Origin of the sequence: Sphingobium sp. ZW T5_29, assembly GCF_044987515.1 — a bacterium.
In the GTDB taxonomy this organism is placed as follows: domain Bacteria; phylum Pseudomonadota; class Alphaproteobacteria; order Sphingomonadales; family Sphingomonadaceae; genus Sphingobium.
Window position 1 is genome coordinate 276,972 of sequence record NZ_JBJDRM010000001.1, and the last position, 14,730, is coordinate 291,701.

Annotated in this window: 15 protein-coding genes, 1 tRNA gene and 1 pseudogene; 9 read left to right on the forward strand and 8 right to left on the reverse strand. The window is 61.6% G+C overall.

Annotated features, from left to right (window positions below):
• Positions 1 to 20: 20 nt before the first annotated feature.
• From ACI3KQ_RS01360 to ACI3KQ_RS01375, 4 genes are all read right to left on the reverse strand, one after another.
• Positions 21 to 2,933 (reverse strand): valine--tRNA ligase, encoded by a 2,913-nt coding sequence (locus ACI3KQ_RS01360; protein ID WP_404954018.1) that lies wholly within the window; start codon positions 2,931 to 2,933, stop codon positions 21 to 23.
• A gap of 101 nt (positions 2,934 to 3,034) precedes the next feature.
• Positions 3,035 to 3,502 (reverse strand): DUF2497 domain-containing protein, encoded by a 468-nt coding sequence (locus tag ACI3KQ_RS01365; protein ID WP_404954020.1) that lies wholly within the window; start codon positions 3,500 to 3,502, stop codon positions 3,035 to 3,037.
• An 18-nt stretch (positions 3,503 to 3,520) separates the two neighbouring features.
• A complete protein-coding gene (locus ACI3KQ_RS01370) occupies positions 3,521 to 5,008 on the reverse strand; it encodes a TolC family outer membrane protein (RefSeq protein ID WP_404954022.1) in 1,488 nt (495 codons plus the stop codon).
• A gap of 14 nt (positions 5,009 to 5,022) precedes the next feature.
• Complete coding sequence (locus ACI3KQ_RS01375) at positions 5,023 to 5,655, reverse strand: protein-L-isoaspartate O-methyltransferase family protein (protein WP_404954024.1); 633 nt, start codon at positions 5,653 to 5,655, stop codon at positions 5,023 to 5,025.
• A gap of 190 nt (positions 5,656 to 5,845) precedes the next feature.
• On the opposite strand from ACI3KQ_RS01375, the gene ACI3KQ_RS01380 reads away from it, so the two are divergent.
• The 3 genes from ACI3KQ_RS01380 to ACI3KQ_RS01390 all read left to right on the forward strand — a co-directional run bounded on the left by ACI3KQ_RS01380 (position 5,846) and on the right by ACI3KQ_RS01390 (position 7,194).
• Positions 5,846 to 5,919: transfer RNA gene (locus ACI3KQ_RS01380), tRNA-Cys, on the forward strand.
• A 120-nt stretch (positions 5,920 to 6,039) separates the two neighbouring features.
• Positions 6,040 to 6,363, forward strand: coding sequence for a hypothetical protein (locus tag ACI3KQ_RS01385; RefSeq protein ID WP_404954026.1), 324 nt, complete (start codon positions 6,040 to 6,042; stop codon positions 6,361 to 6,363).
• Positions 6,364 to 6,519: 156 nt separating this feature from the next.
• Positions 6,520 to 7,194, forward strand: a complete 675-nt coding sequence (locus tag ACI3KQ_RS01390) for a glutathione S-transferase N-terminal domain-containing protein (protein WP_404954028.1) — start codon at positions 6,520 to 6,522, stop codon at positions 7,192 to 7,194.
• Positions 7,195 to 7,226: 32 nt separating this feature from the next.
• Here the strand turns inward: ACI3KQ_RS01390 and ACI3KQ_RS01395 are convergent, their stop codons facing one another.
• The 4 genes from ACI3KQ_RS01395 to ACI3KQ_RS01410 form a co-directional block, all read right to left on the reverse strand.
• On the reverse strand, positions 7,227 to 7,409 hold the full coding sequence (locus ACI3KQ_RS01395) for a hypothetical protein (protein ID WP_404954030.1): 183 nt from the start codon (positions 7,407 to 7,409) through the stop codon (positions 7,227 to 7,229).
• A 158-nt stretch (positions 7,410 to 7,567) separates the two neighbouring features.
• Positions 7,568 to 8,116, reverse strand: coding sequence for a hypothetical protein (locus ACI3KQ_RS01400; protein WP_404954031.1), 549 nt, complete (start codon positions 8,114 to 8,116; stop codon positions 7,568 to 7,570).
• Positions 8,117 to 8,349: 233 nt separating this feature from the next.
• Positions 8,350 to 8,601, reverse strand: a complete 252-nt coding sequence (locus tag ACI3KQ_RS01405; RefSeq protein WP_404954032.1) for a hypothetical protein — start codon at positions 8,599 to 8,601, stop codon at positions 8,350 to 8,352.
• A 100-nt stretch (positions 8,602 to 8,701) separates the two neighbouring features.
• Positions 8,702 to 8,920 carry a hypothetical protein gene (locus ACI3KQ_RS01410; RefSeq protein WP_404954034.1) on the reverse strand — a complete coding sequence of 73 codons (219 nt, stop codon included), beginning with the start codon at positions 8,918 to 8,920 and terminating at the stop codon, positions 8,702 to 8,704.
• A 160-nt stretch (positions 8,921 to 9,080) separates the two neighbouring features.
• Here ACI3KQ_RS01410 and uvrA point away from each other — a divergent pair, with 160 nt between their 5' ends.
• From uvrA to ACI3KQ_RS01440, 6 genes and pseudogenes are all read left to right on the forward strand, one after another.
• Positions 9,081 to 12,029, forward strand: coding sequence for an excinuclease ABC subunit UvrA (gene uvrA, locus ACI3KQ_RS01415; RefSeq protein ID WP_404954036.1), 2,949 nt, complete (start codon positions 9,081 to 9,083; stop codon positions 12,027 to 12,029).
• A 22-nt stretch (positions 12,030 to 12,051) separates the two neighbouring features.
• Positions 12,052 to 12,891 carry a hypothetical protein gene (locus ACI3KQ_RS01420; RefSeq protein WP_404954038.1) on the forward strand — a complete coding sequence of 280 codons (840 nt, stop codon included), beginning with the start codon at positions 12,052 to 12,054 and terminating at the stop codon, positions 12,889 to 12,891.
• A gap of 3 nt (positions 12,892 to 12,894) precedes the next feature.
• The gene (locus ACI3KQ_RS01425; RefSeq protein WP_404954040.1) at positions 12,895 to 13,407 is read left to right on the forward strand and encodes a hypothetical protein; all 513 of its coding nucleotides are present in this window, start codon (positions 12,895 to 12,897) and stop codon (positions 13,405 to 13,407) included.
• Positions 13,404 to 13,952 (forward strand): hypothetical protein, encoded by a 549-nt coding sequence (locus ACI3KQ_RS01430; RefSeq protein WP_404954042.1) that lies wholly within the window; start codon positions 13,404 to 13,406, stop codon positions 13,950 to 13,952. The genes ACI3KQ_RS01425 and ACI3KQ_RS01430 overlap by 4 nt, the downstream gene beginning before the upstream one ends.
• A complete protein-coding gene (locus ACI3KQ_RS01435) occupies positions 13,927 to 14,109 on the forward strand; it encodes a hypothetical protein (RefSeq protein WP_404954044.1) in 183 nt (60 codons plus the stop codon). Before ACI3KQ_RS01430 ends, ACI3KQ_RS01435 begins: the two co-directional genes overlap by 26 nt.
• Before the next feature lie 94 nt (positions 14,110 to 14,203).
• A pseudogene (locus ACI3KQ_RS01440) lies at positions 14,204 to 14,730 on the forward strand (hypothetical protein); the annotation flags it as partial.

Here is a 14,730-nt window from a genome sequence, read left to right on the forward strand (position 1 = left end):
CGTGATCCAAAAGTAGCGGATCAGGCGAGGCGGTCCAGAGCAGCCTTCAACTTTTCCGCTTCCGCGGACTTTTCCGCATGATCTTCCCGCGCCTTGGCGACGGCTTCGGGCTTGGCCTTCTCGACAAAGGCCGGGTTCGACAACCGGCCGCCCAGGGCATCGCGCTCCTTTTCGGCAGCGGTCAGCGCCTTGGCCAGCCGCGCCTTTTCAGCCGCAATATCGATCACCCCTGCCAGCGGCAGGATGAACGTGGCCTCGTCCACCACGATCTGCGCCGCGCCACCCGCGACGCTTTCACCAAAGGCCAGACTTTCCACCCGGCCCAGCCGCGCCAGCGCCGCGCCCTGCCGATCGATGCGGCGGCGGGTTTCTTCCGACGCATCATGAACGACGACGGGCAACTTGGCGCCCGGCGGCACGTTCAATTCGGTGCGGGCGGTGCGCATCGCGCTGATCAGGCGGATCAGCCAATCGATTTCGGCCTGTGCCTCGCTGTCCACCGCATAAAGCGCTTGCGGCCAGCGCGCGACGATCAGGTCGCTGTCGCGCGCTTGGCCGGGTGCAGCCATCGCATGCCATAACTCTTCGGTAATGAAAGGCATGAAGGGGTGCAGCATGACCAATATCTGGTCGAACGCCCATCCGGCGACGGCACGGGTTTCCTCGTCCATCTGGCCTTTGCTGAGTTCGATATACCAGTCGCAAAACTGGTCCCAGACGAAATGATAGATGGCGTTCGCCGCCGCGTCGAAACGCAGTTCGGTCATCGCTGTATCGATCGCCTGCACCGTCGCAACCGTCTCGGCAATGATCCAGCGGTTGACCGGCGCCTGCGCGGCGGGCGCTTCATGCGTGGCCGACGCCACGACCCCATTTGCCTGCAGGAAGCGCGCGGCATTCCACAGCTTCGTCGCGAAGTTGCGATACCCCTCGACCCGCTTTTCATCCATCTTCACGTCGCGGCCCTGGCTTTCCATGGCGCTCATGAAGAAACGCAGCGCATCCGCGCCGAACTTGTCGATCAGGCCCAAAGGATCGACGACATTGCCCTTGGACTTGGACATTTTCTGCCCATCCGCCGCGCGCACCAGCCCATGAAGGTACAGCTTGCGCCACGGCACATCGCCCATAAACTCCATCCCCTGCATCGCCATCCGCGCATCCCAGAAAAACAGGATGTCGAACCCGGAAATCAGCAGGTCGTTGGGATAATGGCGCTCCAGCAAGCTCTGACCCGTTCGGGCTGAGCCTGTCGAAGCCTCTTCCTTTTCTTCGGAAGATAAAGGTGGCCCTTCGACAAGCTCAGGGCGAACGGACGTTGCGCCCTCCGGCCAGCCCAGCGTGCCGAAAGGCCACAGCGCTGAAGAAAACCAGGTGTCGAGCACATCTGGATCGCGGAAGATGACAGCACGTCTAGGGTCATATTCATATCCCGATGCCTCTTCCCAAGAACTCGCCACCACAATCTCGACATCAGGATCATATGTGGCGCGCGCTTGAGCGAGCATCTCTTCTTCAGTCTCGGCGACGAAAATCAGAGCCCGCGATCCGGGCATGATGGCATGTTCATTGACATGCGGCCCAAACCAAGCCGGAATCCGATGCCCCCACCACAGCTGCCGCGACACGCACCAGGGCTGGATATTCTCCATCCAGTTGAAGAAGGTCTTTTCCCACGTCTTGGGGACGATATCGATCCGCCCGTCACGCACCGCCTGCATCGGCGCGACCGCCAGCTTCGCCGCGTCGACATACCATTGATCCGTCAGCCACGGTTCGATCACCACGCCGGACCGGTCGCCAAAGGGCGTCTGGATCGTGCGCGGCTCGGCGTCGGACAGCACTTCCTCGCCGTCCTTGTTCTTCGACACATGCGGCACCAGCAGCCCCAGCGCCTTCATCTCCGCGACGACCAGTTCGCGCGCGCCATCCACGCCATCACGGCGGAACCGATGCAGCCCGACGAACCGTTCCGGGATTAAACCGTCCGATGTTTGAACCACATTGGCGTCGGCATCCAGCATGTTGAGCATGTCCGCCGCGCGGAATCCCGCCCGCTTGCCCACTTCAAAGTCGTTGAAATCGTGCCCCGGCGTAATCTTGACCGCGCCCGATCCTAGTTCCGGGTCGGCATGTTCGTCGGCCACGATCTTGAACCGCCGTCCGGTGATCGGCTGCAATATGTCCTTGCCGATGACATCCTTGTAACGCGGATCGTCGGGATGCACGGCAACCGCCATGTCCGCCAGCATCGTTTCCGGTCGCGTCGTCGCCACCACAATATGGTCCGCGCCATTGGCTAGGCGAACGCCGTCCGCCAGCGGATAGCGGAAATGCCAGAATCCGCCTTTCACTTCCTGGGTCTCGACCTCCAGATCGGAAATCGCCGACCGGAAACGCGGGTCCCAGTTCACCAGCCGCTTGTCGCGATACAGCAGCCCGCGCTTGTGCAGTTCGACAAACACCTTGATGACGGCCTTCGAAAAACCCTCATCCATGGTGAAACGTTCATTGGCCCAATCCATCGAACAGCCCAGCCGCCGCAGCTGGCGCGTGATCGCCCCGCCGCTTTCGGCCTTCCACTCCCACACCTTTTCGATGAACTGCTCACGGCTGTAATTGGTGCGCTTGTCCTGCTGCGCCTCCATCTGCCGTTCGACCACCATCTGCGTCGCGATGCCCGCATGGTCGGTGCCCACCACCCACAGGGCATCCTTGCCACGCAGCCGCTCATAGCGGATGACGATGTCCTGCAACGTATTGTCCAGCGCATGGCCGATATGCAGTGACCCGGTCACGTTCGGCGGCGGATTGACGATGGTAAAGGGTTCCGCGTCCGGCCGTTCCGGGCGGAACAGCCCATTTTCTTCCCAATGGGCGTACCAGCGGGCTTCGATTTCGGCGGGGTCGAATGTCTTGGGCAGTTCGGTCATGATCGCGCTTTAGCGTCTGCGGCAGGGCGCGCAAGGCGTCCGCCGCCTTCCCATGTCCGATAGCATGTGATTAGGCCGCAAACTGCACGGCGCAACCCGCTTTAACGAGCGGTGATGCGCGCAATTTCCTTGGCGACCATATCCTGGACCAGCGCAGGCAGCCGCGCGTCGAGCCATTCCTTCAGCATCGGCTTCAGCATCGACCGGACCAGCCCGTCCAGCGTATTATCGTCGCCTTCCCTGGGCGTCACGATCAGGGACGACAGCGCGGACAGCGAATGGCGCGCCGCGACTTCGCTCTCGACCGACAGGATGGAACCATCCTCCTGCGCCACCGGCTCGGCAGCCGCGTTGGAAACGACAGGCGCGGGCGTCGGCTCTTCCACATCAGCCTCGTCGGTCAGTTCCAGCACTTCTTCGGCGGCGGGCTGATCGGCCGGGGCCTGCTCCGCCTCGGGCCGGCCACGGCGCGAAACGGTCTGCGCCGCCTCCTCGCCCTCTTCGGCGATGATCCGCTTGATGGACGAAAGGATGTCCTCCATCGAGGGTTCCTTGCTCATGTCGCCCACCAATTATCCCCGATCATTCTAAGGTTGCTGCGCCAGGCCAGCTGGCACATTGGCATTTTGTGCTGGCGTGTCAACGGTTCGCGTCGCCTGGGGTTGCGGGGCGCGGTCGAAATCCCAATCGAACCATTTGTCATCGACCCGTTCATAATTGACCAGCGGATCGTACAGCGCGCCAGTGTCAAAGCTGAGGTCGTCCGCTTCCGCATGTCCCATCGCCGCCAGCAGGCTGAAGCCCGCGACATAGGCGTTGCGCCGGGCGGACACCAACTGGACCTTGGCGTTCAGCGCTTCCTGCTCCGCGTCCAATATGTCCAGGATCGTGCGGCTGCCGACGGAATTTTCCGCCCGCACGCCTTCCAGCGAAAGGCTCGCCGCTTCGACCGCCTTCTGGTTGGACTGGATCGTCTGCAGCGACGCCTGCCAACTGGCAAAGGCCGACCGCGTCTGGGCGATCACGCCGCGCTCGACCTCGATCTCCTGCTCCATCGCCTGTGACTGCAACGCCTGGCTCTGCCGCACCTGTGCCGCGGGCCGCCCGCCCTGATACAGCGGAATATTCAACTGCACGCCCGCCGCCGCCTGCTTGTTCACCTGCGGACCGACACCGGGGTTGCCCATCTGGTCCAGATAATCCTGCGTATTCAGGAAATTGGTATAGCCAGCGGTCGAAAAAGCGGACAGCTTGGGCAGCGCCCCCGCCTTGGCGACACGGACGTCATATCCTGCCGCCTCCCTCGCCTTGTTCGCTGCGGCAATGTCAGGATTGTCCCGCAGCGCCACCGCAACGGCATCATTGGGCGAAGCAGGCAGGCCGGGCAAAGGCGGCGGCGGCTCCAGTTCGACCGGCACATCCCCGACCAACGCGATGTAATTTTCACGGCTGGTGATCAGATTGGCCTCTGCAATCTGCAAATCCGACCGAGCGAGCGCCAGCCGGGATTCGGACTGCGCCACGTCGGTCCGGGTCAGGTCGCCGACCTCGAACCGATCGTTCGTCGCCTGCAAATTGACGTCCAGCACATTCACATTCGCCCGGTTGAGCGAAACGATGGCGCTGTCGCGGATCACGTCCATATAGGCGCCGACCACCTGGGAAAAAATCGACGCCTCGGTCCCCCGCAAATTGGCCCGGCCCGCTTCCACGCGCGTCTTCGCGGCCTTGACGCCGTTGCGCACCGCGCCGCCGGCATAGATCGGGACGGTCAGCTGAGCGTTGGCGCTGACCGTGCGCTGGGGTGACGTGAAGCTGATCGTGGGCTTCAATATGCTTTCGGAATAGCTGCCCGTCGCCTCCAGCGCGGGACGCCCGTCCGCCTTGCGGATTGGCACATTCTCATCATTGGCCCGCTGTTCCGCCCGCGCGCCGGTCAATGTGGGGTTCGATCGATAGGCCTTGGCCAGCGCGCCCTGCAGCGTTTCCGCACCGGCGGCGACCGGCATGGCGCATGACGCCAGCAGCAAAAGCGCCGGGCCGGTTCGCCGTGGAAAGACCTGCCTTGCCGTCATGAACCCCTGACCTGTCAGAAAATGAAGCCTTCCGGCGCGGCGAAACCTGGCAAAACCACCATTTCAACGTCGGTCAGGCTGGTCAGCCCCAATTTGCCATTGATGGCGCGGCCGCTGCACAGTCGAGTTACGCCGCGTTCGACTATGCCCGTCACCACGCGCGCGCCGTCGGCCAGCTGCTGCACGATCGCGGTCGGCACTGCCTCCACGGCGCCGTCGATGACCAGCAGGTCATAGGGCGCCCCGTCCACCGCGCCCGCCTGCAAGGGGCCGCGCACGACCGCGCCGTCATAGCCCATGACATCCGGTCCGCCTTCTTCCTCCACGGCGGTCACCTGCGCGCCCAACGCCTTCAGCAGCGCGGCGCTGTAACCGGTGGCCGCCCCGATCAGAAGGACCCGATCGCCCTCCTCAACCTGCGCTTCCTTCAGCAGGCGGCCCGTCGCCAGCGGCGGATTGATCGCGCGCCCGCCCCCCAGCGGGATCGCACGGTCGATATAGGCCATGGCGCGCCGTTCGGCCGGAACGAAATCCTCACGCGGCATCCGCGCCATCACGGCGACGACACGCTGATCATCGACCCCGCTCGTGCGAAGCTGGCTTTCGACCATTGCGGCCCGCATCGATGAAAAATTCTGTTCGGTCACGACACTTCCTCGATTGGCATAGCTGTATTATTAACGCAATACAGCGCTGACATTATCGACCTCTAAATCAGCATGCTTGCAACGCCAAGCGGCTTTCCACGCCACAGGGCCAGAATCTTGGGATCGCCCGCGCGCTCCCCCGCTTGACTTTGCGACGAAAGCCGCACATTTGCGGCGTCCCACTTGGCGAGGCCCGATGGCGGAGTGGTGACGCAGCGGACTGCAAATCCGTGCACGCCGGTTCGATTCCGGCTCGGGCCTCCAACACATGCCATGTCAGCCGCTTCCGGCGCCCGCCAATCCCTCTCACAATTCGTCGCAATTCGGTTGCCCTTCCCCGCGCTTTCAGGCGAATAGTCCGCACAAATAAGGGGTGGGGTTTTCATGAAAGCTGGTCTGTTCGGTTGCGCGCTCGCTCTGGTCGCTGCGTTCGTTCCCGCTGCGGCGTTGGCCGACGATCCCCGCGATCCTACGATGCGCAGCGCAGCGGCACAGGCGCGCGACCGCGCGATCATCAAACGGATGAACCAGCAGCAGCTTGCCTATGTCCGCGAACGCGATGCTCGCAATCGCCCGACCTACCGCGTGACGGATGCAGACAGCGAAACCTATGCGAACGCGCGCGCGGACTATGCCCGCGAAATGGCCGCCTGGCGTCGCGCAGTGGCCGCGTGCAATTCGGGTCGCTGGGAATATTGCGACAATTGATCCTGCGCCCGGCAGGGACCGCGCCCGTCGGCCAATCCATCCGATAACCAATCCACGCGACAACAGGCAAAGGCGACGCCTTCATCTCGCCCCCGCCTCCTCGAATCGCGAACGCCGCTCTCGACTTCCCTTCGCGCCCCCGTCTAATAAGGGGGCATGATGAAGCTGTTTATCGGTAACAAGGCATATTCCAGCTGGTCGCTGCGTGGTTGGCTGGCATGCAAGCTCAGCGGCTTGCCATTTGAGGAAGTCGTCGTCCCCCTCTATGACGAGGCATGGGAAAAGCGGCGCGAAGGGGACGAATTCGCGCCCTCTTCCGGCAAGGTCCCGATCCTGTGGGACGGCGACGACATCGTCGTCTGGGACAGCCTGGCCATCATCGAATATCTTAATGAAAAAGTCGGCGGCGACAAATTCTGGCCCACCGACCCGGCGGCGCGCGCGATGGCACGGTCCATGGCTGCGGAAATGCACTCCAGCTTCGCCGCCCTCCGGCGGGAGCACAGCATGAACATCCGCCAGATTTACGATCCTGTCCCACCATCGGAAGGGGTCGCCCACGACATATCCCGCATCATGCAGCTATGGGCGCAGGCCCGCGCCCGTCATGGTGGAGAAGGCGATTTCCTGTTCGGGGAATTCAGCGCCGTCGACGTCATGTTCGCGCCGGTCGTCACCCGCTTCATCACCTACCAACTTCCCGTCGCGCGCTTCGCCCAGGCCTATATGCAGGCCGTCGTCGCCCATCCGTGGATGCAGGAGTGGATCGGCGAAGCACAAGCCGAAGAATGGGTCATCGACCGCTTCGAAGCACCACCCCTATCGGAGTGATACTGTCGGACTGATGTGTCCGGTTGATCACATCAACCAGACGTTTTCTCCACTGGCCCCTTCCCACCCTTCTTCTCCTTATGCTCGCGAAGAAGGACATCCAGTTCAGCGATGCGCAGGCGCTCCGGCGTATCCTTGGCAAGGCCTTTCAGCCGACATGCGGCCCAAAGGCTCCTGCGTTCTGATTCCAGCGCCTTCAGGTATAAATCGGCCATTTCGTCTCCATGCTTTGCGCTCCCATATAGGAGGGTGCGTCAGGATGCGACAGGGCATGGAGCCAATTTCAAACTACGCTACTCACCCGCGCCTTTCGCGCGCGGGGGAACGCTTTTTGTAAACGCCCGCCCGCTTGGGGCAGGCGTCTACAATAGCCTCAGTTCGCCTTGCTCATGTCGACCTTTTCCACCCATTCGGGATAGAAAGTCGGTTCGCGGTTCGACCAGCCGACGGCGGTCGCCGCAGCCTCGCTGATCGACTGGAGCAGCACCCGGCGCTTTTCAGGATGAAGGTGCGGCAGGCTGGCCGCCGCGCAGAACGCCCCCGGCAGCCAAGGCCGCGCCCCCGCGCCCAGCAGCCGCTCGTAAAGGAAGCGATAGGCGGAAAAACTGCCCAGCCGGTCCTGCCCCAGGTCAAAAGCGGAAATCGTCACCAGCGGGGCCATGAACGGCTCCATCTGGTCCAGCCCGCTATCGTCGGGCACGCGCGTCTTGATCTCGTCCAGCCGCCCATAGATGCGCGCCTGCGCCCGGATGCTGGCTTCCTCCACCATGTCGCGCGACCATAATATCATGGCGTCGCGGCGATGGAGGCCGATGTCCAGGGAACGACGGATATAACGCTGCGTAGCAGACGGGAAACTCGCGAACTCACGCAGTTCCGCGAATGTGACGGCCCCGTCAGCCGGTCTTGCATTGGTGCCCATGCTCTTGCCCTCCGACTTGAAGTCGATCAGCAGAGAATGCGCCCATCATGGTTACTGGAAGCTTAAGCGCGAACCCTGCCGACCATCACAAGGAATCATGTTTCCTTGTGCGGTGCAACATATAAATATTCGAATGTGTAGAATGATCTGGCCTATGTGATGCTTGGCTAGGCGACAGCGCGAACGGTCAAAAGCGGGACAAGGGAATGACAGCCCCGCTCTTGAGCCAGTCGTCATTCGGCCCGCCGTTCCAGCACCGCACCGATCATCTTGCGCCATATCGCCACATCGCCAGCTTCGGCCATGTCCGCGTCCGGCTCCCGCAAAGTATGTAGAATCGCATAGGCGTCGTCCACATGCTCGCGCCATTTGGCGTCCACTGCGCTTGATGCATGGGGATTGTCTCCCTCGCCATTCAGGCTCAGTTGACGGCCTGCCAGAACGCGGGCGATGCGTTCAATCGCGGGAGTGGCGGAAGTTGGCATGAAACAGGGTTCCTCTCTCCGTTGGAGGCGAACCGTCCGGTCATGCAACCGATCCGGCTCGACCTCTTCGCGATCATATCAGCATTAATGGAACCGTCCATCAATCCTGCTCGTCTTCCTTATATCCTGACGACGGAACAGGGTGCCCGTCGTCGCCTGGCGTGGTCGCCGCGGGCGGATCGGACGCATCCATCGAATCCCTCAATCCTTCTTCCAGCTTTTCTTCCGGCGTCATGGCATGGTCCTGGGCGTCGGTCGGTCGTTCTTCATGCGCCTCTTCGCGGCTGTTGGGCCTGATGTCAGTCTTGTTGGTCGTCATCTCATTCTCCTCGCGCCGTCATTTATCGTCCTGGCGCTTGCCCTTATGAAACGGATAGTCCCGATGCCCGGTTCCCCCCGCTTGCGGCTTAGCTGCCCCGCGCCCATATCCCCGCGACGACGGCTTGCCCCTCAGGAACAAATCTGGAACAACACGCCCCATGAGTCTGACCACTATTTCCGTGCGCGGCGCGCGTGAGCACAACCTCAAGGGCGTGGACGTCGATCTTCCCCGCGACAGCCTGATCGTCATCACCGGCCTGTCGGGTTCGGGCAAATCGTCGCTCGCCTTCGACACTATCTATGCCGAAGGTCAGCGCCGCTATGTGGAGTCCCTCTCCGCCTATGCCCGCCAGTTCCTTGAGATGATGCAGAAGCCCGACGTCGAACATATCGACGGCCTCTCCCCCGCGATCAGCATCGAACAGAAGACGACCAGCCGCAACCCGCGCTCCACGGTCGCCACCGTCACCGAAATCTACGACTATATGCGCCTCCTCTGGGCGCGCGTCGGCATCCCCTACAGCCCCGCGACCGGAGAACCCATCTCCGCCCAGACCGTCAGCCAGATGGTCGACCGCGTCATGCAGCTTCCGCAAGGCACCCGCTTCTACCTCCTCGCCCCCGTCGTCCGCGGTCGCAAGGGCGAGTATAAGAAGGAATTGCTGGAATGGCAGAAGGCGGGCTACACCCGCGTCCGCATCGACGGCGCAATGTACCTGATCGAAGACGCCCCCGCCCTCGACAAGAAATACAAGCATGACATCGAAGTCGTCGTCGACCGCCTCGCCGTGGACGCCGACATGTCCACCCGCCTGGCCGACAGCTTCGAACAGGCGCTAAAGCTGGCGGATGGCCTCGCTTATGTGGATTTGGCTGACGGCACGGTCGCCGACCTCACGTCTCCCCTCCCGCAGGCGGGAGGGGCCGGGGGTGGGCCAGCGCCAACACCCGGAAAGATGAAGAACGCCGAAGTCCCCGCCAACCGCATCGTCTTCAGCGAAAAATTCGCCTGCCCCGTCTCTGGCTTCACCATCCCGGAGATCGAGCCGCGCCTCTTCTCCTTCAACGCCCCGCAAGGCGCCTGCCCCGCCTGCGACGGCCTGGGAGAACGCCAAGAGTTCGACCCCGAACTGGTCGTCCCCAACGAACATCTCACCCTCAAGAAGGGCGCCATCGTCCCCTGGGCCAAATCCAACCCCCCCAGCCCCTACTACATGCAAGTCCTAGGCTCCCTAGCCAAGGAGTTCGGCTTCAACCTCGAAACCCCTTGGCAGGACCTCCCGCCAGAGGTCAAAATCATCATCCTCCACGGCACCGCAGGCAAGCCCGTCACGCTCAAGTTCATCGACGGTAAAAAATCCTACGAGGTCAAGAAACCCTTCGAAGGCGTCATAGGCAACCTCAACCGCCGCCTGCTCCAGACCGAATCCGCCTGGATGCGCGAGGAACTGAGCAAATACCAGACCGCCATGCCGTGCGAGACATGCCACGGCGCCCGCCTCAAACCCGAAGCCCGCGCCGTCAAGATCGCCGGAGAGGACATCTCCATGTCCACCCGCCGCTCTGTGGTGGACGCGCTCGGCTTCTTCTCCACCCTCCCCGCCCATCTCACCGACCAGCAGAACCAGATCGCCAAGGCCATCCTCAAGGAAATTGTCGAACGGCTCGGCTTCCTCAACAATGTCGGCCTCGACTATCTGAACCTCGACCGCACCAGCGGCACCCTGTCGGGCGGCGAGTCCCAGCGCATCCGCCTCGCGTCCCAGATCGGCAGCGGCCTGTCGGGCGTCCTCTACGTCCTCGACGAACCCAGCATCGGCCTGCACCAGCGCGACAATGACCGCCTGCTCATCACCCTCAAACGGCTGCGCGACCTCGGCAACACCGTCATCGTCGTGGAACATGATGAAGACGCGATCCGCATGGCCGACTATATCGTCGACATGGGACCGGGCGCAGGCGTCCACGGCGGCACCATCGTCGCCCAAGGCTCCCTCAACGAACTGCTCGCGCACAAGGACAGCCTGACCGCGGACTATCTCAACGGCACCCGCCGCATCGAAGTCCCCACAAAGCGCCGCAAGGGCAATGGCAAGAAACTCACCGTCCACAACGCCCGCGCCAACAATCTGCAAAATGTAACGGCCAGCGTCCCGCTCGGCACCTTCACCTGCATCACCGGCGTATCGGGATCGGGCAAGTCCAGCTTCACCATCGACACCCTCTACGCCGCATCGGCCCGCACCCTGAACGGCGCGCGCATCGTCGCGGGGCCGCATGACAAGGTCACCGGCCTTGAACATTGCGACAAGGTGATCGACATCGACCAGTCGCCCATCGGCCGCACCCCCCGATCCAACCCGGCAACCTATACCGGGGCCTTCACCAACATCCGCGACTGGTTCGCTGGCCTCCCCGAAAGCCAGGCGCGCGGCTACAAGCCCGGCCGCTTCAGCTTCAACGTAAAGGGCGGCCGCTGCGAAGCCTGCACCGGCGACGGCCTGCTCAAGATTGAGATGCACTTCCTCCCCGACGTCTATGTCACCTGCGACGTCTGCCACGGCGCGCGCTACAATCGCGAAACTCTCGAAGTGAAGTTCAAGGGCCACAGCATCGCCGATGTCCTGGACATGACGGTCGAGGATGCGGTCGAATTCTTCAAGGCCGTGCCCCCCATCCGCGACAAGATGGCCATGCTCGCCGAAGTGGGCCTGGGCTATATAAAGGTCGGCCAACAGGCCACCACCCTGTCCGGCGGCGAAGCCCAGCGCGTCAAGCTCGCCAAGGAACTCGCCCGCAGAGCCACCGGCCAGACCCTCTACATATTGGACGAGCCCACCACCGGCCTCCATTTCGAAGACGTCCGCAAACTCCTCGAAGTCCTCCACGCGCTTGTCGAACAGGGCAACAGCGTGGTCGTGATCGAGCATAATCTGGACGTCATCAAGACCGCCGACTGGATCATAGACATGGGGCCAGAGGGTGGTGTGAAGGGCGGTGAAGTGGTGGCGGAAGGCACCCCGGAAAAGGTCGCGAAGAACGCCCGGAGCTTTACCGGGCGGTATTTGGCGCCCTTGTTGGGGTTGGAGGCTGTGGCGGCGGAGTAATGTCAGGCAGGGGGGCAATCATTTGTTCAATATCCACGCTCTTCGGGTTAAATGCGAGGGCCTGCCTCAAGGCGACTTGCTACGTGAAACATCAAACCCAATTAGTATCATCAGACGTTCGTTCGAAGCTCGCCCAACAGCTGATGTAGGCCGCGGGTCTGAATGGCACATCGGTAATGTTGAAGATGTGAATTCCGACGGCATTGCCTTCGCGATGGGAAGAACTCAAGCGGTCACGACTCCTCAGTTTGATGAGACAACGCATAACTTCCTAGAAGAAGAAGCTATGCGTGCGCCGTTCACACTTGGCGTCTTTGATCTAGGGACACAGGCCTGTGGAATTATTCGAAAGAGCGGCGTTTCGCAGAATACGACCGAAATTTCTGCAAAACTAGCCCGCCTCTTGAACTCAGCGCCTTTCGCACGAGAGTCAAATTCCGTGATCGTTGTTGAGCCTATACCTGACCCTATCAACTTCATCGAGGCGATCCGAAACGCGCTAGCAGTCACGCGGTTTAGCTTCACAGTGAGCAGACCTAACCCTCAGGACGTGAATAGGCTAATTCAAGGCCCTGCGAAGCAGTTCACGGAGAAGGTTGGGGGCGACAAAGGCAAAGTTGAGGTTGAAGGGCCTGATCTAAATAAGGAATTGATCGAAGACGTGACAAAAGCAGTTGCAGCAGATGGGGAGCAGGCAACTGCAAATGTTCGACTTGAGGACGGCGGCCCACCCAAGCGCATCTACTTATCAGGCAGCCCTGTAATCGAACGAGTTGATCCAGAACCAAACTCATCCGTTTTTGAGGCCATATTACATTCAACTCGACGCGCCTATGAGCGCGTTCGTGGTCTACCGAAATAAATCATGGACACCTTTTGGAAATGGTTCGCTAAGGGATCGGGAAGCGCTCCGCCGGGATATCGAAATATCTTCAATGGTTATATCTTAGTTCACGGAATAGTGGCCGCTTTGGCTACATTTCTGATAAATTCTGACCCGTTCGCGTTTGCAGGAAAGGCACTTTTCCCGGCTGCCTCAATACTGATCGGCTTGTCGATGGCTTGGACGACCAGGGCATCAACGATCTTACAAAGCAAAGAATTACGAGAAGCATTGTTCGCCTCCGATAGACCTGCCGAGGATTATGTTTATGGGTTCCAATTTGCCATTCTCGTAGTGATGTTGATGGTTATATTCGTTGCAGTGATGGCAGGCGGCGGACTAAAAATTTCATTGTTCCCCCACGATATCGACAGCACTTTGTCCGGATTTTGGATGTATCTTTCCCTCAGCTTGGCGCTTCGCGAATGTTGGGGAGTAATTAACTTCACTAATATGTTGAGCATGCTGGAATATCGTAGGCCCACCAAGCCATGACACCATATCGGCCCGAATTCTCTGCTGCGCTGGAAATGTTCGCTCGTATCAGCGACGCTATGGCAGCGCAGAATCTATCACGCCCCATCCTCGTCGGTGGCGCAGCGGTCGAAATCTACTCCCTGAGTAACATCAATACGGGTGATTTCGACATTGTAACCGGCTCACAGACCTGTTTCGAAGGTATCCTTGTCGAGCACGGTTTCGTGCGGCCTTCCGGCCCCGGCATGGCCACGCGCGGCTGGATTCATCCCGACCTGAAACTCGGCTTTGAAGTCGTTTCCTCCACCCTCCTCGACGGACAGGCAGAACGCGAGCGGGTCCGTCCCATCCGCATCGGCGACAGCGGCATAATCGAAGTGATCGCGACCGAAGACATCATCGCCGACCGCATGGGTCAATATGCCTCCGGCACCGCCCGAGATATGCTGGATCAGGCCCGCACACTGTTCGCCCTGTCCGAAGGCCTCGACTTGGACTATATGGAAAGACGTATCCGCTACGAAACGGCAGGCGATTATGGCGTTGAAGACCTCCAGCCCTGAACCGATCACACTCGAAGAACTCGGGCGCAAGATCGCACGCCGCCGCGCCGAGCTCGGCATCACCGACGCCGACATGCCCCGCAACAGCGGCACCCGCCGCACCGCCTCCAAAAAGGCCCTGCTCAAAGCCATCAAGGACGCAGGCGGCAACTGGTAACCCCTCCAACTTTTGTTCCCATTTTGTTCTGTCCTACAACCCCTCTCCTGTTATAACCTCCCGGCAAACCCTCCCATAAAAAGGAGCTTTGCCCATGTCCTACCACTTCTCCTCCCTCCCCACGCCCGCCGATCAGAGCCGCGTCGACGGCTGGAGCCCTGCGCGGCAGCGGCACTTCCTCGAAACCCTCGCCGCCACCGGCGTCATCACCACGGCCTGCGAAGCCGCCCACATCTCCCCGCGCTCGGCCTATGCCCTGCGCATCCGCCGCGACGGCGCGGCCTTTCGCCTTGGCTGGGACGCGGCCATCCTCATCGCCCGCGCGCGCCTCGCCGATGATCTGCTCGCCCGCGCCCTCAACGGCCATGAAGAAGTGATCCGCAAAGACCCGGACGCCCACGAAATCACCCGCCACCGCCACGACAACCGCCTCGCCATGTCGATGCTCTCGCGCCTCGACCGCATGGCCGACAGTCCGCCCGAAGGCTCCGACGCCGCGCTCGCCCGCGTCGTCGCGCAGGATTTCGCCGCCTATCTCGACCTCATCTGCCCCGATGGCCAAGCGACGGATCAGCCATCGGCGGATGCGGACCATCTCACCCCCGCCACCGCCCACCCCAT